This window comes from Pseudomonas sp. BC42 (assembly GCF_021560055.1).
GTDB lineage: Bacteria > Pseudomonadota > Gammaproteobacteria > Pseudomonadales > Pseudomonadaceae > Aquipseudomonas.
In genome coordinates this window covers 3,326,208-3,348,876 of the sequence record NZ_CP091067.1, presented here as the reverse complement: position 1 = coordinate 3,348,876, position 22,669 = coordinate 3,326,208, and the positions used below count along the sequence as shown (strand labels likewise).

Below are 22,669 nucleotides of genomic sequence, written 5' to 3'. Positions count from 1 at the left end.
GGAGAGTCTCCAGAGCGCCAACAACCACCGGAACCGGGAACCCTCATGACTCAATCCAGGCTTTTTCTTGGCATCGACTGCGGCACCCAGGGCACCAGGGCGCTGATTCTCGACAGCCGCAGCGGCACCGTCCTGGGCCACGGCGCCGCGCCCCACCGCCTGATCAGCGGCGCCAATGGCCGCCGCGAGCAGGACCCGGCGCAGTGGCTGCAGGCCTGCATCGGCGCAACCCGGCAGGCATTGCAGGCAACCGGGGTGGATGGCGGGCAGGTGCTCGGCGTCGGGATTTCCGGCCAGCAGCACGGGCTGGTGCTGCTCGATGACCAGGGCCAGGTGCTGCGCCCGGCCAAGCTCTGGTGCGACACCGAAAGCAGCGCCGAGAACCAGCGCCTGCTGGACTGGCTGGGGGGCACCCAGGGTTCCCTGGACCGCCTGGGGCTGGCCATCGCGCCGGGCTATACGGTGTCAAAACTGCTCTGGACCCGGGAGCAGCAGCCTCAGGTGTTCCAGCGTATCGCGCATATCCTGCTGCCCCACGACTACCTGAATTTCTGCCTGACCGGACGCTGTTGCAGCGAGTACGGCGACGCCTCGGGCAGCGGCTACTTCGATGTGCGCAAACGTGATTGGGACCGCGCCCTGCTGGCCCATATCGACCCCAGCGGACGCCTGGAGCGGGCCTTGCCGCACCTGCTCGAAGCGCATCAGGCGGTGGGCCGCATCCAGCCCGCGATCGCCCGGCAACTGGGCATCAGCGCGGAGGCATTGGTGGCCAGCGGCGGTGGCGACAACATGCTCGGGGCGATCGGCACCGGCAACATCCAGCCCGGCATCATCACCATGAGCCTGGGGTCCTCCGGCACCGTGTATGCCTTTGCCGAACAGCCATGGGTCAGCCCCGAGCCGGCGGTGGCCACCTTTTGCTCCTCCAGCGGTGGCTGGCTGCCGCTGATCTGCACCATGAACCTGACCAACGCCACCACCCTGGTGCGCGAGCTGCTGGGCCTGGATCTGGCCGGCTTCAACCAGCGCCTGGCGCAAGCGCCGATCGGCGCCGGTGGCTTGTGCCTGTTGCCGTTTTTCAACGGTGAACGGGTGCCCGCCCTGCCCCATGCCCAAGGCAGCCTGCATGGCATGACCCTGGACAACCTGACCCAGGCCAACCTGTGCCGCGCCGTGGTCGAAGGCACCACCTTCGGCTTGCGCTACGGCCTGGATCTGTTGCGCGCGGCGGGCTTGCACAGCCAGAGCATCCGCCTGATCGGTGGCGGGGCAAAAAGTCCGCTGTGGCGGCAGATGGTCGCCGATATCATGCACACCCCGGTGATCTGCCCCCTGGAGCACGAAGCCGCGGCCCTGGGCGCGGCGATCCAGGCCGCCTGGTGTCACGGCCGGGAGCAGCAGCCGACACTGGATCTGCAAGCACTCTGTGAGCGCTGCGTGCACCTGGACCCGGGCAGCGCCACCCAGCCTCGGGCCGAACACGTAGCGGCCTACGAACCGTTGTACCAAGGTTACCGACAACGACTGACAACCCTTTGAAGAGCGAATGACTATGTATCTGGTGTGTGGCGAGGCGCTGTTCGACTTTTTCAGCGCGGATGAGGCCGGTGCTCCGGCCAATAAAGTGGCGTTCCAGGCGATTGCCGGTGGTTCGCCGTTCAACGTGGCGGTGGGCCTGCGTCGCCTGGGCATCGACGCCGCGCTGCTGGCCGGACTGTCCCGGGACTACCTGGGCCAGCGCCTGCGGCGGGTGCTGCAAGAGGAAGGCGTGAACACCGACTACCTGCGGGAATTCGCCGCCCCGACCACCCTGGCCATGGTCGCCGTGGGCGCCGATGGCTCGCCGCACTACAGCTTCCGGGGCGAAGGCTGCGCCGATCGCCAATTGCTCGAAGAACACCTGCCGGAGCTGGACGCCGGGGTGCGCGGGCTGCATGTCGGCTCGTTTGCCCTGGTGGTGCAGCCGATTGCCGACACCCTGCTGGCCCTGGTGCGCCGCGAGCGCGGGCGGCGCCTGATCAGCCTCGACCCCAATGTGCGGCTCAACCCGCAGCCGGATATCCAACTGTGGCGCCAGCGCATCGGCGAACTGGCCGGGTACGCCGACCTGATCAAGGTCAGTGACGAAGACCTGACCCTGCTCTACCCCGGGCAAGCGCCGCAGACGCTGATCCAGGGATGGCTGCAGGGCAATGCCCGACTGGTGTTCCTGACCCGTGGCAGCCAGGGCGCGACGGTGTTCAGCGCCCGGCATGGCAGCTGGTCGGTGGCGACGCCCAAGGTTCAAGTGGCCGACACCGTGGGCGCCGGCGACACCTTCCAGGCGGCGCTGATTGCCTGGCTGACCGAGCAGGGGCTGGACTCGCCCCAGGGCCTTGAGCAACTGACCCGCGAACAGACCGACGCCCTGCTGCGCTTTGCCGTCAACGCCGCCGCCCTGACCTGCACCCGCACCGGCCCGGACCTGCCCTACCGCCATCAACTGCAGCCGCTGTAGGCGCCGGTTTGCCGGCGAAGGGGCCCGTCAGCCTTGCGCCGATTCGGGCGACACCTTCGCTGGCAAGCCAGCTCCTGCAACATTCAGCGCCGCCGTGGTGCTTTTCCTCGGCCCTGATCAGAGCAGGGAGAAGTTGTAGCTGACGATCAGCCGGGTTTCGTCCATGTCGCGAGCGATCTTCTGGTAGTTGCTGCGGTAGGTGGCGTTGCGCAGGCGCAGGCTGACGTCCTTGAAGGTGCCGCTCTGCACCACGTACTTGAGTTCGCTGTCGCGCTCCCACTCGCGGCCTTCGCGCAGGCTGCCCGGAACCTTGATGTGGTCACCGCTGACGTAGCGGGTCAGGAAACTCAGGCCATTGAGGCCAACGGCCTTGAAGTCGTAGTCGTAGCGCAGCTGCCAGGAACGCTCCTGGATCGCTGCGAAGTCGTTGACCTGCACGTAGTTCACCAGGTACGGGTTGCTGCCATCCAGGTAGGGCATCGAATTGTCGCCGTACATGCGCTGCCAGCCGGCGCTCAGGGTGTGACCGCTGAGGCTGTAGCCGAGCAAGGTGCTCAGGGCGCGGTTGTCGATGCCACCGGCGCGCTCGGCGCCGGTGTCGGCACTCTTGAGCAGGCGCAGGTCGCCCTTGAGCACGCCAGGGCCCAGGGGCTGGTTGGCCAGCAGGCCGACAAAATGCTGGCGGTAGATGTCTTCCAGCTCGGCGTAGTGGTACTGGCCGGTCAGCCGCTCGTTGAACTTGTAGTCCAGGCCGTAGGTGTCGAAGTGATCCGCCGTGGTGTTGCAGGCATAGCGCTTGTTCTTGCAGTGCACGCGGATGTCCTGGGCGTCGGTGGAATCCCGGGCGGTGTAGCGGTTGAGCCGTGCGGCAGTCAGGGTCAGGTCCTTGACCTCCCTGGAGGTCAGCACCGCGCCATTGAACATCGTCGGCAGCAGGCGCCCGTCGTTGTACTTGAGCAGCGGCAGGTCCGGCAGTTGCGCGCCGTACTTGAACACGGTCTGCGAGACCCGGACCTTGGCGGTCAGGCCCAGCTTGGCGTACTGGTCCGCCGAGCCCCGCGGGTCGTGCCCGCTGGAAGGCAGCAGGCCGCTGTTGCTGCGGTCGGGGCTGGAGTCGAGCTTGATCCCCAGCATGCCCAGGGCATCCAGGCCGAACCCCACGGTGCCTTCGGTGTAGCCCGACTGCAGGTTGAGGATGAAGCCCTGGGCCGACTCCTCACGCTTGGAAGCCCCCTGCTCGGTGCTGGTATGGCCGTCACGAAAATCCCGGTTGAAGTAGATCGTGCGTGATTCCAGCTTGGCGCTGCTGTCCTCAAGAAAGCCGTCGGCGTGAACCGACGGGGCAAATCCAGCCCACAGGACGGCGGCTCCGAGGCCCAGCAGCGGGCACGGATGGATCAGGGAAAAAGGGGGACGCATGAACAGGCTCCAGCACAAATCAGTGACGCGAGGTCGGTAGGGAGAGACCCAGGACTCATTCATCCTGCAAATCAAAGACTGCAGGTTGAATTGATTGAATCAATGAGGGGCGCACATGATGGCAGATGGCCAAAACCGCCCCAACCCGACTTTAGTCTGACTCCCCGGTCGAAAAACAGCGCGCAGCGGCGAGCGACCCAATACCGGCAAAAACAGGAATAAACCTGTCATTTTTTTCAATTTTTCATCAGGCCGGCAGCCGGGTAAAAACTGTCCGAACGATCAGAAATGCCCTCGGCCTGAATAGCCAGTAGTCAATGCTGGCAAAAAAGCATCATTTTTTTATCGCTTAGACATACCGTCTGTCGGATTTTTTGTCTTTTGAAAATACCGAAACAACTATTTGACGCTTTACCTTACAACCCTCATAAGACCGTTTAACTCATTGTTTTATATGTATTTTTATCAATAACGGAGAATATGAAAAACGGCAGTGTCATTTATGCAGCACCGCAAAACGTCAATTAAACGTCTTGCCACTGTGATAGTGTCAAAAAAAGAGCGCGATGGCGGCAATGTGCCATACGCCCTTTGCGGAAGGTGAGCCACAGCCTCACCCAACACTCATCATGGACGAGGTCGTTCCCTTGGAAGTCAGCGTTTTCGGTACTGGTTATGTCGGCCTGGTGCAAGCAGTTGCCCTCGCCGATGTCGGGCATAACGTGGTGTGTGTCGATATCGACAGCCAGAAAATCGCCCAGCTGCAACGTTCTATTCCGCCGATTCACGAGCCGGGTCTGGCGACCCTGATCGAAGAGAATCAAAAGGCCGGCCGACTGCACTTCACCACCCAGGCCAGCGACGCCGTGGGCCATGCCCAGGTGATCTTCATCGCGGTCGGCACGCCCTCCAACGAAGACGGCTCGGCGGACCTCGACCATGTCCTGGCGGTGGCCCGCAAGATTGCCAGCCTGATGCTCAGCGACAAGACCCTGGTGATCAAATCCACGGTGCCGGTGGGCACTGCCGATCTGGTGGTCGAAACCGTCGCCGAGCAACTGGCGGACCTGGGCCAATCCCAGCTGCGGGTGCATGTGGTCTCCAATCCGGAGTTCCTCAAGGAAGGCTCGGCCGTGGCCGACTGCATGCGCCCGGACCGGATCATCGTCGGCTGTGCCCATGACCTGCCCCGCCAACAGTTGAGCGAACTGTACGCGCCGTTCAACCACAACCATGACCGCCTGATGTTCATGGACAACCGCAGCGCCGAGCTGGTCAAGTACGCGGCCAACGCGATGCTCGCCACCCGCATCAGCTTCATGAACGAGATGGCCAACCTGGCGGAACGCCTGGGGGTGGACATCAACGCGGTGCGCAAGGGCATCGGCGCCGATCCGCGCATCGGCTACCACTTCATCTACCCGGGCGCCGGCTTCGGCGGCTCGTGCTTCCCCAAGGACCTGCGGGCGCTGATCCACACCGCCGAAAGCCACGGGCTGGAACCGCACATGCTCAAGACCGTGCGCGACGTCAACGAGCAGCAGCGCCATGTGCTGTTTCGCAAGCTCAAGGCGCACCTGGGCGACGACCTGCAGGGCAAGGTCATTGCCCTCTGGGGCCTGGCCTTCAAGCCCAACACCGACGACATGCGCGAAGCCACCAGCCGCTACCTGATGCAGGCGCTGTGGGATGCCGGGGCCAGGGTCCAGGCCTACGACCCGGAAGCCATGACCGAATGCCGGCGCCTGTACGGCTACCGCGACGACCTGCAGCTGTGCGCCACCCGCGATGACGCCCTGCAAGGCGCCGATGCGCTGGTGATCTGCACCGAATGGAAAGCCTTTCGCGTGGTGGACTTCAAGTTGCTGCGCGACACCCTCAAGGACCGCCTGATCGTCGACGGGCGCAATCTCTACAACCCGCAACAGGCAGCGGACGCCGGTCTGCACTATCTGAGCATTGGCCTGCCCTACCGCATCCCGGAGGCCCTTGGCGCATGAATATCCTGATCACCGGAGCCGCCGGTTTTATCGGCGCCCATACCGCACTGCGTCTGCTCAAGGATGGGCACCAGGTCACCGGGCTGGATAATTTCAACGACTACTACGACCCCCAGCTCAAGCGCGACCGGGTGCGCTGGGTGGAACGGCAAGTGGGGCACTTCCCGCTGCAACGCCTGGACCTGGCCGACAGCGCCGGGCTGGAGCGGCTGTTTGCCGAGATCCGGCCCCAGGTGGTGATCAACCTCGCCGCCCAGGCCGGGGTGCGCTACTCCCTGGAAAACCCCAAGGCCTACCTGGACAGCAACCTCAGCGGTTTTCTCAACCTGCTGGAAATGTGCCGGCGCTTCCCGGTGCAGCACCTGATCTATGCCTCTTCCAGTTCGGTGTACGGGGCCAACCAGCAGACCCCGTACAAGGTCAGCGACAACGTCGACCATCCGCTGTCGCTGTATGCGGCGAGCAAGAAAGCCAACGAGCTGATGGCCCACAGCTACAGCCACCTGTTCGGCGTGCCGGCCACCGGCCTGCGCTTCTTTACCGTGTACGGGCCCTGGGGCCGGCCGGACATGTCGCCGATCCTGTTTGCCGACGCCATCAGCCAGGGGCGTCCGCTGAAGCTGTTCAACTACGGCATGCACCAGCGCGACTTCACCTACATCGACGACATCGTCGAATCCCTGGTGCGCCTGCTGGACAAGCCACCGGCGCGGGACCCGCTGTGGGATCGCGAACAGCCGGACCCCTCCACCAGCATGGCGCCGTGGCGCCTGTTCAACATCGGTGGCCAGCGCCCGGTGGAGCTCAAGGACTACGTCAGCACCCTGGAGCGGCTCCTCGGCCGCCAGGCCCAGGTGGAGTACCTGCCCCTGCAGCCCGGTGACGTGCTCAACACCTGTGCCGATGTCAGCGCCCTGGAAAACCTCACCGGTTTCGGACCCCAGGTGCCCCTGGATGAAGGCCTGGGCCATTTCGTCCAGTGGTACCGCAGCTACTACACCGGCCCCCGGTCCTGAGTCGGTGCCGCGACGCCCTTTACCAACCCCTTGCAATGGAAGTACTCCCGGTGGATATGGAAAGACCCTTCTCATCGCCCGCAACCGAGGTGCCGGCACCGGCGCGCATCGACCGGCGCAACGACCCGTTTCGGCGCAAGGTCCAGGCCGCCATCGATCTGCAGCATCACGGCTGGATCAGTGGCCGCGAAGGTGGCCGGCCCTGGACCCTGTCGCGCAGCAAGCGCCTGACCTCGGCACTGCTGGCCGCCCTGCTGCTGGTGCTGCTGTCGCCGCTGCTGCTGGTGGTGGCGCTGGCGATCAAGCTCACCAGCCCGGGACCGGTGTTCTTCGTGCAGCTGCGCACCGGTTTTCGCGGCCGGCGCTTCGGCATGTACAAGTTCCGCACCATGGTGGTCAACGCCGAAGCCCTGAAGGACTCGGTGCGCCACCTGAACAAGCACGGCCCGGACTCGGTGGACTTCAAGATCGACCGCGACCCGCGGATCACCGGGATCGGCGGCTTCCTGCGGCGCACCAGCCTCGACGAGTTGCCGAACCTGATCAACGTGGTACTGGGCCAGATGCGCATCGTCGGACCGCGCCCCACCTCGTTCCACGCCCAGACCTACAAGGAACACCACCTCGGGCGCCTGAGCATCTACCCCGGGATCACCGGCCTGTGGCAGGTCTCGGGCCGCAGCGATGTGGACTTCGACGGCCGGGTCACCCTGGACATGACGTACATCTTCCAGCAGAGCCCCTGGCTCGACCTGAAGATCCTGATCAAAACCCCTTTCAAGGTCCTCAATGGCCATGGAGCAAGTTGAAATGGCGGCAGCAACCCTAGCCAGTCTGAAGATCCAGCGTCCCAGCGAAAGCAACCTGGCGGTCACCGTGCTCGACCAGGAGCTGCGGGTGATCCTGCTGACGGCGGCCAACCGCAACAGCGGCATCACCACCAGCAGCCTGAGCATGGCCAGCGAACTGGCGCGCACCAGCCGCGGCCGGGTCCTGCTGGTGGACACCAGCCTTTCGGACAACAGCCTGACCCGGCGCCTGGACCTGGGCGAACGCCCCGGCTTTCTCGACCTGGCCCTGGCCGATACCCCGCCGCTCCTGGCGCAGTGCATCGAAAGCAGCGATGAACTGGGCTTCGATTTCCTGCCCCTGGGCCGCCGCCAGCAATACGCCGAGCGCCTGACCCCGGAACTGCTGCAGGAACTGTTGCAGGCCCTGGCCGCGGACTATCGCTTCGTGATCATCGACGGCGACCCGGTGTACAGCAGCGGCGACATCCTCACCCTGAGCACCCAGGTAGACGGCGTGGTGCTGGTGGTGCGCAGCGAGGAAACCCGCTGGGAAGTGGCCCAGGCCGCGGCGCAGCGCCTGATCCAGGCCGAGGCGAAGCTGATCGGCAGCGTGTTCAACGCTCGCAAGTACTACATGCCCAAGTGGGTTTATGACCGTCTCTGACCGGCACAAGGACCGTGTAACCATGAACAAGCCAAGACTCTCCCTGCTGGGCCTGTCGCTGCTGGCGGCCCTGGGCGGCTGCGTCAACCGCGAGCCGCAGCAGATGCCGGTGCAGATCCTCAGCGCCCCGGCCGACCAGGCCCAGCTCACCGAGGTCATGCCCATCGAACAGGTGCTGCGCCCGCAGGACGTGCTGGACGTGATCTTCCACATCGGCACCACCAGCCAGCAGCGCTACCTCGTGCAGCCCGGCGACCAGGTGGACGTGAGCTTCCTCACCGCGCCGGAGCTGGGCGGCAGCAAGCTGGTACTGCCCGACGGCAGCATCGACATGCCCTACGTGGGCAATATCCAGGTCGCCGGGCTGTCCGCCGAACAGGCGCGCCAGGCCCTGGAAGCCCAGTACGCCAAGGTGCTGAAGAAGCCGCAGATCACCTTCTCGATCTCCCACGCCATGGCCCAGCTGGACAACCTGCGCACCAGCCTGACCAACCCGGCCACCGGCCTGAGCCGGGAGATCGTGGTCGGCTCCGACGGCCGCGCCAGCTTCCCGCTGCTGGGCAGCCTGTCGTTGCAGGGCAAGAGCCTCAGCGAGCTGCAGACCCTGATCAACCAGCGCTACGCCAAGGAAGTGGGCCAGGTCAGCGTCGACGTGCTGCTCAAGACCACCGCGGCCAACGAAGTGTTCGTCATGGGCGAAGTCGGCCAGCCCGGGGCCTATCCGGTGCGCCGGCCGATTTCGGTGCTCGAAGCCCTGACCCTGGCCAAGGGCGCCGGCCCCACCGCGCGCCTGGATTCGGTGGTGATCATGCGGCGCAAGGGCAATCAGGTCGAAGCCCGGGTGTATGACGCCGATGCGGCGCTGGACGGCAAGGCCCTGCAGTTCGCCTACCTGCAGCCGGACGACATGCTCTACGTGCCCAAGACCCGCCTGGCCAAGGCCGGGGCCCTGAGCAAGCAGCTGGCGGACGTGATCATGTTCCAGGGTGTCGGGTTCAGCTTCGGCTACCGCGTCGACAACAAAGAAACGAACAACAACTGAGTTCCCTCTTGATGACCAAGATCGAAAACTACCTGCACGAGTTCCTCCTCGTGTTCTTTGTCAATCGACGCCTGATCAAGCGGGTGTTCCTGGGTTTCGCGGTGATTGCGCTGTTGCTGCCGCTGGTGCTCAAGCAGAGCTTCGAGATCACCGCCGAGGTCATAGTGCAGTCCAAGAAACTGTCGCAGACCGACGCCAACACCGTGCTCACCCCGGACAGCGACAAGTTCATCCCGCCGTCCCTGGCGGACATGGAGACCGAGAGCAATATCCTGCGTTCGCCGACCCTGATCCGCACCACCATCGAGCAGCTGCGCGGCGAAGGTCAGTTCGGCGGCAATGAGGGCCTGTTGACCCGGCTGATCGTCAAGCCGATCCGCAATGGCCTGATCGACCCGCTGCGCAACCATGTGATCAACCCGCTGCGCGGCTTCTTCGGCCTGGCCGTGGACCCGGTGCGCGACACCAGCCTGGATGCCTTCACCGATCAGGCGGTCAAGGACCTGAAGATCGGCACCCTGCCCGGCTCCAACGTGATCTCCATCGTCTATGCCAGCCCCAATGCCGCCGAAGGCACGCGCTTTGTCGAGCGCCTGCTGGCCAACTACCTGAAAAACCGCCAGGACCTGCAATCCAACGAACTGCCCGAAGCCTTCTATGAACAGAAGAAGGCCCAGTACCAGTCGCGCCTGGATGACCTGGAAGGCAAGCGCCAGGCGCTGCTGGAAGCCGCGCACGCCTCCGATCCCAAGGAGGAGATCACCTTCCGCCTGAACGCCATCAACACCGAGGAGCAATCGCTCAACGGCTACCGCGACCAGGCCCTGGAGAACCAGCGCCGCCTGGACTACCTGCAGAAGAACCTGGCGGCGGCACGCAAGGCCGGCCTCACCGACTACACCTTCCCCTTCGCCTTCGCCAACACCGTGGACAACGTGGCCTACGAAGACCGCGAGATCAAGCAACTGGGCGAACAACTGACCAATCTGGTGAGCCAGTACGGCACCACCGCCGACACCTACCGCGCCGACAGCGTACCGATGCAGCAGCAGCGCGAGCAGATCGTGCGGGCCCGGGCGCAGTTCCTCAAAGTGGTGGAAAACCGGGTGCGCGAGCGCAGCAGCGACCTGCAGATCACCCAGTCGGTGATCGCGCAGAAAACCGCGCGGATCAACGACTACAAGGCGCGGGTCCGCGACCTGCAAGAGGTGCTGAGCAAGCTGCGCCAGCTGGACACCGAAATCGATGCCTTGCACAAGGCCTTCTTCACCTACACCCAGCGCTATGAAGAAAGCCGTGGCGAGCGCCTGATCAGCGGCGAACTGTCCAACGCCCGGGTGCTCAGCCAGCCTTACGAACCCAGCGAAGCGGCGTTTCCCAAGCCGATGCTGATCATTCCCCTGGGCCTGCTCACCGGCCTGCTGCTGGCGATTGCCCTGGGGTATGTCTACGAGTTCTTCGATCACCGCTTCAAGCACCCGGCCCAGGTCAGCGACCACCTCGGCCTGCCGGTGCTGATGGTGCTCAACGCGCCCCAGGAACAGCCGGTCAACCCCTTCCCGCGCTGGACCTGGCGCTGGGCCTGGCATTGGGCCAAGCAATGAGCGACCTGAGCATGGCGGCGCAACCGGTTGTGCACCTGATCCACAGCGGCGGCTTCTACGGCGCCGAACGCATGCTGCTGGATCATTGCCGGGTCACCCCAGGACGGCATCGGGTGGTGTTCATCAACGCTCCCGAAGCGCTGCTGCAGCGTTTTGCCCAGGACGGGGTGACTTGCCACAACTGTCGCTGCCTCAAGCAACTGCTGAGCCATCTGCGCCAGCAGCCGGGGCTGCTCAACGCCCACAACTTCAAGGCCCAGGTGTTCGCCTGGATCTGCGCCCGGCGCCTGGGCCTGCCCCTGGTGCTGACCCAGCACGGCTTCACCCCGCGCAGCCTGAAACAGAAGCTCTACACCTGGATCAGCCTGCGCCTGTGCCGCAGCCCACGGGTGCGCCGGGTGGCCTGCGTGGCCCAGAGCATTGCCCAGTTGCACCTGCAGGCCGGGGTGCCGGCGAGCAAACTGCAGGTGATCGCCAACGGCCTGCCGGAGCCGCAGCGTCCGGCGCCGGCGAGCAAGGAAGGTCCGCCGTTGCAGGAAGCCCTGATCCGCCGCGACGAGGCGGCGCCGCTGGTGGGGTTCGTCGGTCGCCTGAGTGCGGAAAAAGGCCCGGACCTGTTTCTCGACGCGCTGATCGGCCTGTGCCGGCAGCGCCCTGCGCTCAGGGCCGTGCTGCTGGGCGACGGTGAACAGAACCAGGCGCTGCGCCAGCGTATCGACGAGGCCGGGCTGACCCTGCGCATCCTGCTGCCGGGCTACCAGAACGACATGCAGCCCTGGCTCAAGCGCCTCAACGTGCTGGTGCTCAGCTCGCGCACCGAAGGCACGCCGATGATCCTGCTCGAAGCCATGCAGGCCGGCACCCCGGTGGTGGCCTTCGCCGTGGGCGGGATTCCCGATGTGCTGCAGCACCGGCAGAACGGCCTGCTGGCCAAGCCCCTGGACAGCGCCGATCTGGCCCGCTGCATCGGCCGCCTGCTGGATGACCCGGCCCTGGCCGGAGAACTGGCCGAGGCCGCTCGCGTCACCCAGCGCAAGCACTACCACCTGCCGACCCTGGCGCGCCGCTGGGATGAGCTGTACCGCCTGGCCAGGGAGAGCGCCACGGTATGATCGCCGCTCCTGTTCTGGGCATTGTGCTGGGCCTGGCCAGCCTGTTGCTGCTGGCCAGTCCCTGGCCGTTTCTGGCACCGCTGACAGTACTCGGGCTGGTGGGCGTGGCCGTGCTCTATCGCCGTCCGGGCTGGGGCCTGCTGGGGATCTGTGCCCTGGTGCCGTTCGAAGGTTTGTTCAAGGACAGCCCGTTCTCCGCGGCCAAGCTGCTGGGGGCCTCGCTGATCCTGATCATGCTGTGCAAGCTGTTGCTGCGGCAGATTCCCGACACCCGCCTGCGCAGCAACCTGTGGCGGGCCCTGGGCCCCTTCCTGCTGTGCCTGCTGCTGAGCCTGATGTACAGCGAAAACCTGCTGGTGTCCCTGGACAGCCTGCGGGAGCTGGCGGTGGGCCTGGTGCTGTTCTTCGTCACCCTGCTGATCGCCCGGGAAACCCACCTGCTGATGCTCTGCCGCCTGCTGGCGCTGAGCGTGGCGACCACCTGCGTGATCGCCCTGGTGTCGGCCAAGTACCAGGTCGGCGGCCGGGCCATCGGCCTGTTGCAGGACGCCAACTACTTCGCCCTGCTGATTGCCATGGCGGTGCCGCCGGCGATCCTCCTGGCGCTGCGTTCGCCCTACTGGCCGGTGCGGCTGTTCTGGGTCGGCATCAGCCTGACCCTGATGGCCGGGATGACCAAGACCGACTCGCGCTCGGGGCTGTTGGTGGTGCTGTTCACCATTGCCATCGGCGTCTGGCACTACCGCGACCGGCTCAAGGGCCTGCGGCCCAAGCACCTGGGGTTTGCCATGTTCGCCGTGGCGATCCTGGTGCCCCTGGGGATCGCCGTGCTGCCGGCGCAGTACGTGGAGCGGATCCAGTCCCTGAGCATGCTCAAGTCCGGTTCGCACTCGGCGGACACCTCCCTGGGCCGACGCACCTCCTACCTGGTGGTGGGCGGCCAGATGATCCGCGAGAACCCGTTGCTGGGCTCGGGCCTGGGCACCTTCCCGATCCATTACGCGCAGACCGGCTTCGCCAGCAGCTTCTCGGAAAACATGAACGAGCCGGACCTGTTCCGCCGCGCCCACAACACCTACCTGGAGCTGTTCAGCGAACTGGGGATTCCCGGCGGCCTGAGCTTCGTGGCGCTGATGCTCATGGGCCTGCGCAACTTCGAGCGGGCGCGCCTGGGCTTTCTCGCCCGGGGGCGGCGCGAGCAGGCCGACATTGCCACCCACCTGGGCCTGAGCCTGTTGGCCATGGCGGTGTTCCTGCTGTTTCTCAGCGCCCCCAACCACAAGTACCTGTGGATCTTCCTGGCCCTGTCCAGCGTGCTGCGGCTGCAGGCCGAAGAGGCCCACGACCCGGCCTGAGAGCGCTGCACGCGCCCGGCCGGGCCCCAACAACACCATCTGGCCAAGGGAGGCAAAGATGCAAAGGATCAGCGTGATCGTGCCCATGTACAACGAGGCGCGTCACATCACCCGGACCCTGGACAGCGTGATCCTGGCGGCCAGGGTCGCTGCCGTCGATTACGAACTGATCGTGGTGGACAACGGTTCCACCGATCAGGGGCCGCAACGGGCCCGGGAACTGGGCGCGCGGGTGCTGTTGTGCCCGGGCATCGGTATCGGTGCCTTGCGCAATCGCGGCGCCGCCATGGCCACCGGCGATTGCCTGGCGTTCATCGACGCCGATATCGAAGTGCCCGCCAACTGGCTGCAGCTCTGGCGCCAGGTCCTGGCCGATAACCGCGCCGAAGTCCTGGCCCTGGATTGCGCCGCGCCGCGCTGCGCGCCCTGGTTCGCCCGGGCCTGGCAACGGCGCAGCCTGACCGCCGGCCGCCAGGCCCGGCAACGGCAATGGTTGCCCAGCGCCAACCTGTGCCTGCGGCGGGTCTGGTTCGAACGGGTCGGCGGTTTCGACGAGCGCCTGCGCACCGGCGAAGACAAGGACCTCGGCCTGCGCCTGCACGCCGCCGGTGCCCGGCAGATCAGTCTGCCCGAGCCCCAGGTACTGCACTGGGGCTTTGAAGGCAGCTGGGGCGAATGGGCCGGCAAGGAACGCTGGCGCCAGGGCAGTCACGGGCAATTGCTCAAGGCCGCCGGGTTCAATCCGCGCCTGCTGCGCTTTCCCTTGCTGTGCCTGGCCTGCGCCCTGCTGAGCGGGGCGGCGCTGCTGGCCCTGGTCGCAGGTCGGCCGGTTGCGGCCGCCCTGTGCCTGCTGCTGGGCGCCCTGGCGCCGCTGCTGCTGGCCTTGCGCCAGGGTTGGCGCCACCGCGATCCGCTGTTCGTCCTGCAACTCTGGCTGCTGCACGGGGTGCGCCTGCACCTGGGTGCCGTGGCCCTGGTGCAGGGTCTTTTCAACCGTGCTGCCGTGAGACCTGACCGTGGCTAAGACTCTTTTCTGGCTGTGCCTGCTCCTGCCCTTCTATGCCTGGATCGGTTACCCGATGCTGCTGGGCCTGCTCAGCCTGTTCGTGCGACCGCGGCCGCAGCAGGAGGCGCTGCCGCTGTCGGTCAGCGTGATCATCGCCGCCCACAACGAAGGCCCGCACATCGAACACAAGCTGCGCACCCTGCTGCAGCAGGACTACCCGGCCAGCGACCTGCAGTTCATCCTCGCCAGCGACGGCTCCAGCGACGACACCGTGGCCACCGCGTTGAGCGTGCGCGATTCGCGGATCGTGGTCCTGGACCTGCCGCGGGTGGGCAAGGCCGGGGCCCTGAACACCGCGGTGGAACTGGCACGCAACGACATCCTGGTGTTCACCGACGCCGACAACCAATGGTCCGACGACACCCTGGGCAAGCTCCTGGCGCCCCTGGCCGATCCCCAGGTCGGCGCCTGCGGCGGGCACATGATCATCCCCAACCCGGGGCACAACCTGAGCCTGGGCGACAGCCTGTACCGGCACTACGAAGCCTGGTTGCGTCAGGCCGAGAACCGCACCGGCTGCATGGTTTCCGCCGACGGCGCGCTGCTGGCCCTGCGCCGCGAGCTGTTCCAGCGCATTCCCGCCGAGGTCAACGATGACTTCTTCATCAGCACCTGCGCCCCGGTGGCGGGCAAGCGCATCGTCTATGTGGAGCAGGCCCAGGTCCTGGACCAGGGCGTGGACGACGCCGGCAAGCAGTATCGGCGGCGCCTGCGGGTCACGGTCGGCGGCCTGCAGAGCCTGGCCCAGCGCCGTGAGCTGATGAACCCGCTGCGCCACGGCGCCTACGCCATCGCCCTGATCAGCCACAAGCTGATCCGCCGCCTGGCCCCGGTGCTGTTGCTGCCCTTGCTGCTGAGCAACCTGTGGCTGTGGAACGCCGGCCCCTTCTACAGCCTGTGCCTGCTGGCCCAGTTGCTCGGCTACGGCGCCGGGCTGCTGGGGCTGCTGGACCGTCGCGGGCGCTTGCCCAAGGTGTTTCGTCTCGCCGGCTTCGTGCTGGTGACCCTGGCCGGCATGAGCGTGGGCCTCTGGCAGTTTCTCCGCGGGCGGCGCTATGCCCTGTGGAACCCACAACAGAATCGCTGACATGAACCTCAAACAATCCCTCAAGCGCCTGCTCGGCAGCGCCTACCTGCACAGCCTGGCCCGGGTGCGCCTGAGCGACGCCGGGGTGGTGCTGATGCTGCACCGGGTGCTGGCCGACGACAGCGCCGCCAGCCTGCCCCATCGCGCCCCGCTGTGTGTTGGCCAGCAGCACTTCGAGCAGTTGCTGCGCTGGCTGCGGCGGCACTTCGACTGCGTGCCCCTGGAGCACCTGCTGGAGTTTCCAGGGGGCGCGCGGCCCCGGCTGGCCCTGACCTTCGACGACGGCTGGCGCGACAACGCCGAGGTCGCCTACCCGCTGCTGGAGCGCTACGAGATGCCGGCGAGCATTTTCCTGTCCACCGATTTCATCGGCAGCCGCCAGGGCTTCTGGTGGGAGTCCATCGGCGAAACCCTGTGGCAGCAGGCCGACAGCGCCGCGGCCCGGCCGCTGCTGGCCCAATTGCGGGCGCTGGCCCTGACGCCGCCCGCCGAACTGTTGCAAGCAGGCTCCGGCCACGCCCGCAGCCGGCTCCTGGGCGAGTACCTGCAACGCCTCAAGGGGCTGGCCCCGCACAGTCTGCAAGCCCTGGCCGACAGCTGCCCGGACGACCATGCGCCCCACAGCCTGGACTGGGCCCAGGTCAAGCACCTGGAACGTTCGGCGCTGGTGCGCTTCGGTCCCCACGGCGCCAGCCACGGGATTCTCACCCGGCTTGACGGCCCGGCACTGCGCGCCGACCTGCAACGCTCCCACGCCGCCCTGCAGGAACATTGCCGGGCACCGCTGGGGGTGTACTGCTACCCCAACGGCGATCACAACCCCGAGGTGCGCGCCGCGGTGGCCGAGCTGGGCTACCGCTACGCCCTGGGCACCCGCCCGGGGCTGATCGAGGCCGAGGGCAATCCGTGGCTGGCCCTGCCACGCATCGACGTCAGCCAGGCCAGCGCCGCGCGCCCGGGGTTGCTGGCCTGGCGCCTGCTGCAGGGGGCCCGGGCATGAAGCGCGGCGGCTACCTCTGGCACTTGGCCCTGAGCATGGGCACGCGGCTGGCGATGATCGGCCTGCGCCTGCTGCGCAACGTGTTGCTGGCGCGCCTGCTGGGCCCCGCCGATCGTGGCCTGTTCGCCCTGCTCAGCACCCTGCCGGACCTGATCGCGGCCCTGACCAGCGGCGGCCTGAACACCGCCGTCGGCTATGAAGCGGCGCGCCAGCGCCCCATGGGCCTGCTGCTGACCCAGGTGCTGGTCTACGGCTGCCTGTTGGCCAGCCTGCTGACCCTGGCCGGGCTGGCCCTGCTGAACACCTGGGGCAGCGGCTGGGAACTGAGCCTGCAACTGGGCGACCTGGCGTGGCTGTTGTTGCTGGCGGTGCCGATCACCGTGCTCAAGAGCGGTCTCTTGACCCTGCACAACGCCGACGGTCGGGTCGAGGCCTTCAATGCCCTGCGCCTGCTGGAATCCCTGGTGCCGTTGCTGTTGTTTGTCGGCCTGTGGTGGATCTGGCGCGACCAGCCCCTGTCGGCGGCCCTGGTCAGCTGGTTGGGCGGCACCCTGCTGGTGGTGGTGGTCGGCTGGTGCTGGCTGCGCCGCTGGCATGACCTGCGCCTGCGCTGGCAGGCCGGTGAACAAGGCAAGCTGCTGCGCTACAGCGCCCAGAGTCACCCGGGGGTGTTGTCGCAACAGTTGATGCTGCGCTCGGACTACCTGTTCATCGGCGCCCTGCTGGACCCCGCCGCGCTGGGCTGGTACGCCATGGCCAGCGCGGCTGCCGAGCTGCTGCTGATCATTCCCGAGGCGGTGACCACGCCGCTGATGAAACGCCTGCTGCAGCAAGGTGCGGGCATCGAAGAACTGACGGCCCTGGCCTTGCGCCTGACCGCCACGGTGATGCTCGGCGCCTGCCTGGGCATGGCGCTGATCGGCCAGTGGCTGATCGTCACCCTGTTCGGCGCCGCCTATGCCCCGGCCTATGACGCCCTGCTGGCGCTGCTGCCGGGGCTGTTCGGCCTGTGCTACGCGAGCATCCTGCGCCTGGACCTGTTGGGCAAACAGCGCCCCGGCACGCTGTCGCTGCTGCTGGCCGGTGGGGCCCTGCTGAACCTGGCCCTCAACGCGCTGCTGATCCCGCCATTGGGCATCGTCGGCGCCGGGCTGGCCTCGTCCATCGCCTATCTCGCGGTCAGCCTGGCCATGCTCGGCCTGTATTGCCGCCTCAGTGGTGTGGCCTGGTACCGCACCCTGATCCTGTTACCTGGAGACATCGTTTACGTGCGCCAGTTACTGCGCCCTAAGGAAAAGGCCCAATGAAACCCTGCTCCCTGCTCGCCGTGCTGCTGATCTCGGCAGCCGGCTCGCTGCACGCGGCCCCCCTGCAATGGGGCGATATCCGCGATGGCAGCCTCTACCTGCAAGCCAACGCCGACGACACCCTGAACCTGCGCTGGAGCCCGGCCTGGCAAAGCGACGCCAACCAGGAGCAGCTGTACCTGTTGCGCCCGGATGGCCAACTGCTGCAACAACTGGACATCCGCGCCGACCAGCCCTACGGCCAACGGGAAATCCAGCTGCCGGCGGCGCCGGGCGACTATCGCCTGCAAGTACCGGGCTACAGTTTTCGCAACTTCAAGGTCAGCCACGACAGTGCAACCCTGGCGCAGTTCGAACCGGCCAAGGTGCACTTCAGCGCCGACGTGCCAAGCGGCGTGGAACTTTACTTTCGCGTGCCCGCCGGGGCACAGGCGGTGCTGGCCGGCAAGTATTACGGCGGCGTCAGCGTGCTGCAGGCCACGCGCCTGAGTGACAACCAGGTGCTGCACCTGAAGCTGGAGGAACACTCGCAGTACGGCCAATTCGACCAGATCGCCCTGCCATCGGCCCAACAGGATGAGGTCTGGCGCCTGTCCCTGGGCGGTTCCGGCAAGGCCGCTTTCTGGCTCGACGGCACGACCAACCTATTCGCCCAGGACCTACGCCAGTTGCACCCACTGCAATGGACCCCGGGGCGGGTCGAACTGGACCTCAAGCCGCAGATGCGTGGTCCCAGCCCGCACCTGGGGATCGCCCTGCCCTATGCCGAACCGCCATCGTCGACCTTCGAGCTGCTGCGCGCCCTGGGGCCGCAGGCTGCCAACTTCTACAGCTTCGTCGATGTGATCCAGCAAGAACCCCAGCGGGAAATCACCTTTCGCCGGCTGTACCGCGAAGACTTCAAGATCGAGCGCGACATCACCTTGCTGGCCGGCACCGGCCGCCGGGCCGTGCTGGACGCCGACAGCGCCACCCTGGCCGGGCTCGACGCCTGGCTGGCGGACAGCGTGCGCCTGGGCAACCAGGGCCTGCATTACCTGGCCTTTGCCGACGAACCCAACCTCAACTTCCCCAGCTACGCAGCGTTTGCCGCCTATTTTGCGCAGATGCTGGAACACACCAAGGCCAACTCCGACGCCCGCGCCGCCGGAGTGCGCATTGCCATGCCGGTGAGTTCACGACTGCTGGACGGTCCCTTTCGCATTGGTGCCGGGCAGCGCCGGGGCATCGACTGGGCCCGGCAATTGCTGGCCGAACACGGTGCCGACATCGATGCCCTGGCCTGGCACGAATGGATGGTCCGCGACCTGCTGGCCACCCGTCGCTATCGCACCAGCGTGCGCGCCGCCGCCGATCTGGTGGGGCTCGATGAGCAGGGCCGGCCGCGCAAGGCGCTGCTGCTGAGCCAAACCAATATCTCCAGCGGCCCGGACCTGAGCCCCTATCAGCAGGACACCCACTACGCCGCGTTGTGGTGGACCTCGGTGGTGATCAACGCCTCCCAGGACGGCCTGCTGGACATGCTCAACTGGTTTCAGGCCGCCGACGAACCCGACTACCCCAAGGGCATGCTGTCCCAGCAGGATGCCCAGCGCTTCAGCCTCAAGCCGGTGGCCGTGGCCCAGCAGTTCATCCGGCAGCATTGGCTGGGCCAGGTCCAGGCCCTGGACAACCCCTCCTTTGAGGTGGATGCCCTGGCCCTGCGCGACGGTCAGCGCCACAGCCTGCTGGGGGTGGCCAAGACGCCGCGCACGCAAAACGTCGAACTGGGCGACGCCACCATCTGCCAAGCGAGCCCCACCCTCGAACTGCTGGGCGCCGATGGCCGCAGCCGTCACACCGAGCTGCACTGCAGCGATGGCCGGGCCAGCTTCCAGCTGCCCGGTGAAACCCTGTTTGCCTTGACCTGGAACACCCTATGAGTCGCTTGACCGGCCTGCTGGCCAAAATCCGCCGCAAGGGCCTGCGGGGCAGCCTGCGGGTATTGCGTGAACGCTTCTTCTATTACCACTGGGAGCTGCTGACCCTGGAACGGACCCTGGCCCTGCCGGTGCCCTGCCCCATCAGCCCCCAGCGCTGGCCCCAGGTGCCCATCACCCGGGAGCTGCTGCCGGCCTTCGACAAGTACTTCAAGGCCCAGTTGCCGGCGATTCGCGGCCTGCTGGACAAGGGCAGTCGCGGCAGCGCGCACCTGGATGAAGACGGCAACGTGATGATGATGGTCTGGGTCAGCGAGCGCGATTACTACGACGACCAGCTGTACCGCTGCTGGATGCGCATGCCCCCCGGCTGCCTGTACCAGTTCGCCGGTGAGTGCGCGCCGCCCTTTCGCGGCTCCGGGGTGGTGATCCTGGCGCAGAAGATGCTCTGGGACGAGTACCGCGAACGGGGCTTCAAGGCCACCCGGGCCCTGGTCAACGTGCGCAACGAGCCGGCGCTGAAGATGCACATGCGCCTGGGCTTCCAGGAAGTCGGGGAATCCCTGCATGTGCATTGCCTGTTGCGCTGCCTGCACTGGCATCGCCGCCGGCCCTATCACCAGCCCCGCCTGCAGCACTTGCGCCGCGGTCGCCTGGCCCAGGCCCCGGCCATCACTGACCATGACAAGGAGCGTTCGTGAATCTGCGTTGGCAATGGTGCGCCAGCCTCGGCGCGCAAGACTTCCCCGCCGGGGCCTATGAACAACTGCGCCAGCAGGTCGAGGACGCTACGCCGTTCAATCGCCTGAGCTGGCTGCGGGGCGCGGAACAGGCCCTGCGACAGCAGCAGTTGCAGATTCTCCTGGGCTGGCAGGGCGAGCAGTTGCTGCTGTGCCTGCCGCTGATCCGTGGCCGCGAATCCCGGGCCGGGCTGAGGCTGCAGGTGGTGCGCCACCTGGGTCATCCCCTGAGCGACCGCCTGGCACTGCTGGTGGCCGAGGCCGGCCGTCCGGCCATGGCCGAGGCACTCAGGCAGATCCGCCGGCAACTGCCCCACGACCTGCTGCAACTGCATGAGCTGGTGGACGCCGACCGCCTGCTGGCGCCCTGGTGCCGGGCTAGCGGCTACAGCCAGTCGTCACTGAGCTGTCGCGTGCCGGAGCACCTGATCGTTGCCGCCGACGGCGAAGAACCCAGCGGCACCCTGCGCTACGAACTGCGCCGGGGCCGCAAGCGCTGCGCGGAAATCGACGCCCGGGTGGTTCGCCTGGAACCCGGGGCCGACGACATCGATCCACTGCTGGAGCGCCTGCGCGAAGTGGAGCAAGCCAGCTGGAAAGGCGCCGACGGCCTGGGGATCTTCTCCGGGCCTGAGCGCCAGCAATGGATGGGCACCGCGTTGCGCGGACTGGCCACCGAAGGCTGCGTGCGGGTGGTGATGCTGGAGCACCAGGGGCGCTGCATCAGCTATCGCCTGGGCCTGCTGGAGCGCGGGCGCCTGTATGACTACAACATCGCCTTCCTCGCCGAGTACGCCAATCTGGGCAGTGGCCGGCTGCTGCTGGACGAGTGGATTCGCTGGGGGCTGGATGCCGGCTGGCAGTGGGTGGACGCCTCCCGGGTCAGCCTCAGTCGCTCCAGCCATCAACTGCACGAACGCATGAGCGGCCTGGTGTTGCAGCAGCGCTGGAGCTTCTATTCCTGGCGCCCCCGGGGCTTGTTGCTGGGGCTCGCCGAACGCCTCTGGCTGCTGCTCAAACCGCGCCTCAAGGCCTGGCGCGAACGCCGCAAGGCCGATACCGCACAAGGAACCCGTCGATGAAACAGACCCTCAGTGCGACCCGGGCAAACCGGGTCATCGTCAACGCCGACGATTTCGGCCTCGATCCGGACTACAACCAACTGACCCTGGAAGCCTTCAAGCGCGGGGTGATCAGCTCGGCAACCCTGATGGCCAACATGCCGGCCTTCGAGGACGCCTGTCGCCTGAGCCATGAACACGGGTTGCTGGGACGCATCGGCCTGCACTTCAACCTGACCTACGGCGCGCCCCTGAGCCAGGACATTGCCCGCCAGCCGCTGTTGTGCAATGCACGGGGGCAATTCGAGCTGAGCCTGCCGCGCTCGGCCCTGCGCCTGTCGAAGGCCGCGGCCGACGCGGTATGGCAGGAACTGCAGGCGCAGTGGCAACGCTGCCTCGACCAGGGCCTGCGGCCCAGCCATATCGACTCGCACCAGCATGTGCACAACCTGTGGCCAGTGGCGCCGATCGTCGCCCGCTTCGCCGCCCGGCAGGGGGTGCCTGTGCGCCTGGCGCGCAATGTCGGTGGCAGTATCGGTCCGCTCAAGCGGATGTTCAAAAGCGCCTTGAACCGGCGCATCGCCTGGCTGGCGGGAGGCACGGTGCGTTGGGTGTGCACGCCCAGGGACTTGCTGGAGGGCTTTTGCCCGGCCGGTGTGGTGGAGGTGGTGGCTCACCCGACCCGCTTGGCCGACGGTGATTTCGGCGACGACTACCTGCCAGCCGGGCAATCCCTGGAGCAGTTGCTGAACCGCGCCCTGCCCCGGCATCAACGGATCGCCTACAGCGAACTGTGAAGCCGGATCGGGCGTGGCGCGAAAGCCGTCGATCGCCGGGCGGTATATAGGACGGGAACGAAATATTTCAAAATCTATCAACAGACTCTTAATGATAGATTAATCCTAAATAAGCACTCTATTTCGGAGCGCACTGGCCCGGAACGCTTTTAGGGCTTCGTGCAGCGGGTTCAGCCCTCGGGCTGAACC

Annotated in this window: 19 protein-coding genes; 18 read left to right on the top strand and 1 reads right to left on the bottom strand. The window is 66.5% G+C overall.

Annotated features, from left to right (window positions below; genetic code table 11):
- Positions 1–45 precede the first annotated feature (45 nt).
- Entirely contained in the window at positions 46–1,542 is a 1,497-nt protein-coding gene (xylB, locus tag L1O02_RS15420) for a xylulokinase (RefSeq protein WP_060839337.1), read from the top strand.
- A 13-nt stretch (positions 1,543–1,555) separates the two neighbouring features.
- Entirely contained in the window at positions 1,556–2,500 is a 945-nt protein-coding gene (locus L1O02_RS15415; RefSeq protein WP_235760250.1) for a carbohydrate kinase, read from the top strand.
- 117 nt (positions 2,501–2,617) lie between these two features.
- Here L1O02_RS15415 and L1O02_RS15410 read toward each other — a convergent pair whose 3' ends face one another.
- Entirely contained in the window at positions 2,618–3,919 is a 1,302-nt protein-coding gene (locus tag L1O02_RS15410; protein ID WP_060843614.1) for an OprD family porin, read from the bottom strand.
- A gap of 647 nt (positions 3,920–4,566) precedes the next feature.
- Here L1O02_RS15410 and L1O02_RS15405 point away from each other — a divergent pair.
- The 16 genes from L1O02_RS15405 to L1O02_RS15330 are packed head-to-tail and all read left to right on the top strand — an operon-like array spanning position 4,567 to position 22,480.
- Entirely contained in the window at positions 4,567–5,919 is a 1,353-nt protein-coding gene (locus L1O02_RS15405; RefSeq protein WP_060841947.1) for a UDP-glucose/GDP-mannose dehydrogenase family protein, read from the top strand.
- Positions 5,916–6,935, top strand: coding sequence for an NAD-dependent epimerase (locus tag L1O02_RS15400; protein ID WP_129406145.1), 1,020 nt, complete (start codon positions 5,916–5,918; stop codon positions 6,933–6,935). The genes L1O02_RS15405 and L1O02_RS15400 overlap by 4 nt, the downstream gene beginning before the upstream one ends.
- A gap of 56 nt (positions 6,936–6,991) precedes the next feature.
- Positions 6,992–7,744: a sugar transferase gene (locus L1O02_RS15395; RefSeq protein WP_060839341.1), complete on the top strand. Its 753-nt coding sequence runs from the start codon at positions 6,992–6,994 to the stop codon at positions 7,742–7,744.
- Between the two features lies 1 nt (position 7,745).
- Positions 7,746–8,390, top strand: coding sequence for a CpsD/CapB family tyrosine-protein kinase (locus tag L1O02_RS15390; RefSeq protein WP_235760204.1), 645 nt, complete (start codon positions 7,746–7,748; stop codon positions 8,388–8,390).
- Between the two features lie 22 nt (positions 8,391–8,412).
- Entirely contained in the window at positions 8,413–9,432 is a 1,020-nt protein-coding gene (locus L1O02_RS15385) for a polysaccharide biosynthesis/export family protein (protein WP_235760203.1), read from the top strand.
- An 11-nt stretch (positions 9,433–9,443) separates the two neighbouring features.
- Positions 9,444–11,036: a lipopolysaccharide biosynthesis protein gene (locus L1O02_RS15380; protein ID WP_060839344.1), complete on the top strand. Its 1,593-nt coding sequence runs from the start codon at positions 9,444–9,446 to the stop codon at positions 11,034–11,036.
- The gene (locus tag L1O02_RS15375; RefSeq protein WP_060843617.1) at positions 11,033–12,148 is read left to right on the top strand and encodes a glycosyltransferase family 4 protein; all 1,116 of its coding nucleotides are present in this window, start codon (positions 11,033–11,035) and stop codon (positions 12,146–12,148) included. The genes L1O02_RS15380 and L1O02_RS15375 overlap by 4 nt, the downstream gene beginning before the upstream one ends.
- A complete protein-coding gene (locus L1O02_RS15370) occupies positions 12,145–13,503 on the top strand; it encodes an O-antigen ligase family protein (RefSeq protein WP_108543803.1) in 1,359 nt (452 codons plus the stop codon). The genes L1O02_RS15375 and L1O02_RS15370 overlap by 4 nt, the downstream gene beginning before the upstream one ends.
- A gap of 58 nt (positions 13,504–13,561) precedes the next feature.
- Positions 13,562–14,527, top strand: a complete 966-nt coding sequence (locus tag L1O02_RS15365; protein ID WP_060839347.1) for a glycosyltransferase family A protein — start codon at positions 13,562–13,564, stop codon at positions 14,525–14,527.
- The gene (locus tag L1O02_RS15360; protein WP_235760202.1) at positions 14,520–15,656 is read left to right on the top strand and encodes a glycosyltransferase; all 1,137 of its coding nucleotides are present in this window, start codon (positions 14,520–14,522) and stop codon (positions 15,654–15,656) included. Before L1O02_RS15365 ends, L1O02_RS15360 begins: the two co-directional genes overlap by 8 nt.
- 1 nt (position 15,657) lies before the next feature.
- A complete protein-coding gene (locus L1O02_RS15355) occupies positions 15,658–16,656 on the top strand; it encodes a polysaccharide deacetylase family protein (protein WP_235760201.1) in 999 nt (332 codons plus the stop codon).
- A complete protein-coding gene (locus tag L1O02_RS15350) occupies positions 16,653–17,963 on the top strand; it encodes an oligosaccharide flippase family protein (protein ID WP_060843621.1) in 1,311 nt (436 codons plus the stop codon). Before L1O02_RS15355 ends, L1O02_RS15350 begins: the two co-directional genes overlap by 4 nt.
- A complete protein-coding gene (locus tag L1O02_RS15345; protein ID WP_235760200.1) occupies positions 17,960–19,885 on the top strand; it encodes a hypothetical protein in 1,926 nt (641 codons plus the stop codon). The genes L1O02_RS15350 and L1O02_RS15345 overlap by 4 nt, the downstream gene beginning before the upstream one ends.
- Entirely contained in the window at positions 19,882–20,583 is a 702-nt protein-coding gene (locus tag L1O02_RS15340) for a GNAT family N-acetyltransferase (protein WP_060843623.1), read from the top strand. The genes L1O02_RS15345 and L1O02_RS15340 overlap by 4 nt, the downstream gene beginning before the upstream one ends.
- A complete protein-coding gene (locus tag L1O02_RS15335; RefSeq protein WP_235760199.1) occupies positions 20,580–21,704 on the top strand; it encodes a GNAT family N-acetyltransferase in 1,125 nt (374 codons plus the stop codon). Before L1O02_RS15340 ends, L1O02_RS15335 begins: the two co-directional genes overlap by 4 nt.
- Positions 21,701–22,480, top strand: a complete 780-nt coding sequence (locus L1O02_RS15330; protein ID WP_235760198.1) for a ChbG/HpnK family deacetylase — start codon at positions 21,701–21,703, stop codon at positions 22,478–22,480. Before L1O02_RS15335 ends, L1O02_RS15330 begins: the two co-directional genes overlap by 4 nt.
- The last annotated feature ends 189 nt before the right edge of the window (positions 22,481–22,669 follow it).

Bases quoted from the DNA above. Each gene is read 5' to 3' on its own strand.
- xylB (WP_060839337.1), top strand. From the start codon at position 46: ATGACTCAATCCAGGCTTTTTCTTGGCATCGACTGCGGCACCCAGGGC.
- L1O02_RS15415 (WP_235760250.1), top strand. From the start codon at position 1,556: ATGTATCTGGTGTGTGGCGAGGCGCTGTTCGACTTTTTCAGCGCGGAT.
- L1O02_RS15410 (WP_060843614.1), bottom strand. From the start codon at position 3,919: ATGCGTCCCCCTTTTTCCCTGATCCATCCGTGCCCGCTGCTGGGCCTC.
- L1O02_RS15400 (WP_129406145.1), top strand. From the start codon at position 5,916: ATGAATATCCTGATCACCGGAGCCGCCGGTTTTATCGGCGCCCATACC.
- L1O02_RS15395 (WP_060839341.1), top strand. From the start codon at position 6,992: ATGGAAAGACCCTTCTCATCGCCCGCAACCGAGGTGCCGGCACCGGCG.
- L1O02_RS15390 (WP_235760204.1), top strand. From the start codon at position 7,746: ATGGCGGCAGCAACCCTAGCCAGTCTGAAGATCCAGCGTCCCAGCGAA.
- L1O02_RS15385 (WP_235760203.1), top strand. From the start codon at position 8,413: ATGAACAAGCCAAGACTCTCCCTGCTGGGCCTGTCGCTGCTGGCGGCC.
- L1O02_RS15380 (WP_060839344.1), top strand. From the start codon at position 9,444: ATGACCAAGATCGAAAACTACCTGCACGAGTTCCTCCTCGTGTTCTTT.
- L1O02_RS15375 (WP_060843617.1), top strand. From the start codon at position 11,033: ATGAGCGACCTGAGCATGGCGGCGCAACCGGTTGTGCACCTGATCCAC.
- L1O02_RS15370 (WP_108543803.1), top strand. From the start codon at position 12,145: ATGATCGCCGCTCCTGTTCTGGGCATTGTGCTGGGCCTGGCCAGCCTG.
- L1O02_RS15365 (WP_060839347.1), top strand. From the start codon at position 13,562: ATGCAAAGGATCAGCGTGATCGTGCCCATGTACAACGAGGCGCGTCAC.
- L1O02_RS15355 (WP_235760201.1), top strand. From the start codon at position 15,658: ATGAACCTCAAACAATCCCTCAAGCGCCTGCTCGGCAGCGCCTACCTG.
- L1O02_RS15350 (WP_060843621.1), top strand. From the start codon at position 16,653: ATGAAGCGCGGCGGCTACCTCTGGCACTTGGCCCTGAGCATGGGCACG.
- L1O02_RS15345 (WP_235760200.1), top strand. From the start codon at position 17,960: ATGAAACCCTGCTCCCTGCTCGCCGTGCTGCTGATCTCGGCAGCCGGC.
- L1O02_RS15340 (WP_060843623.1), top strand. From the start codon at position 19,882: ATGAGTCGCTTGACCGGCCTGCTGGCCAAAATCCGCCGCAAGGGCCTG.
- L1O02_RS15330 (WP_235760198.1), top strand. From the start codon at position 21,701: ATGAAACAGACCCTCAGTGCGACCCGGGCAAACCGGGTCATCGTCAAC.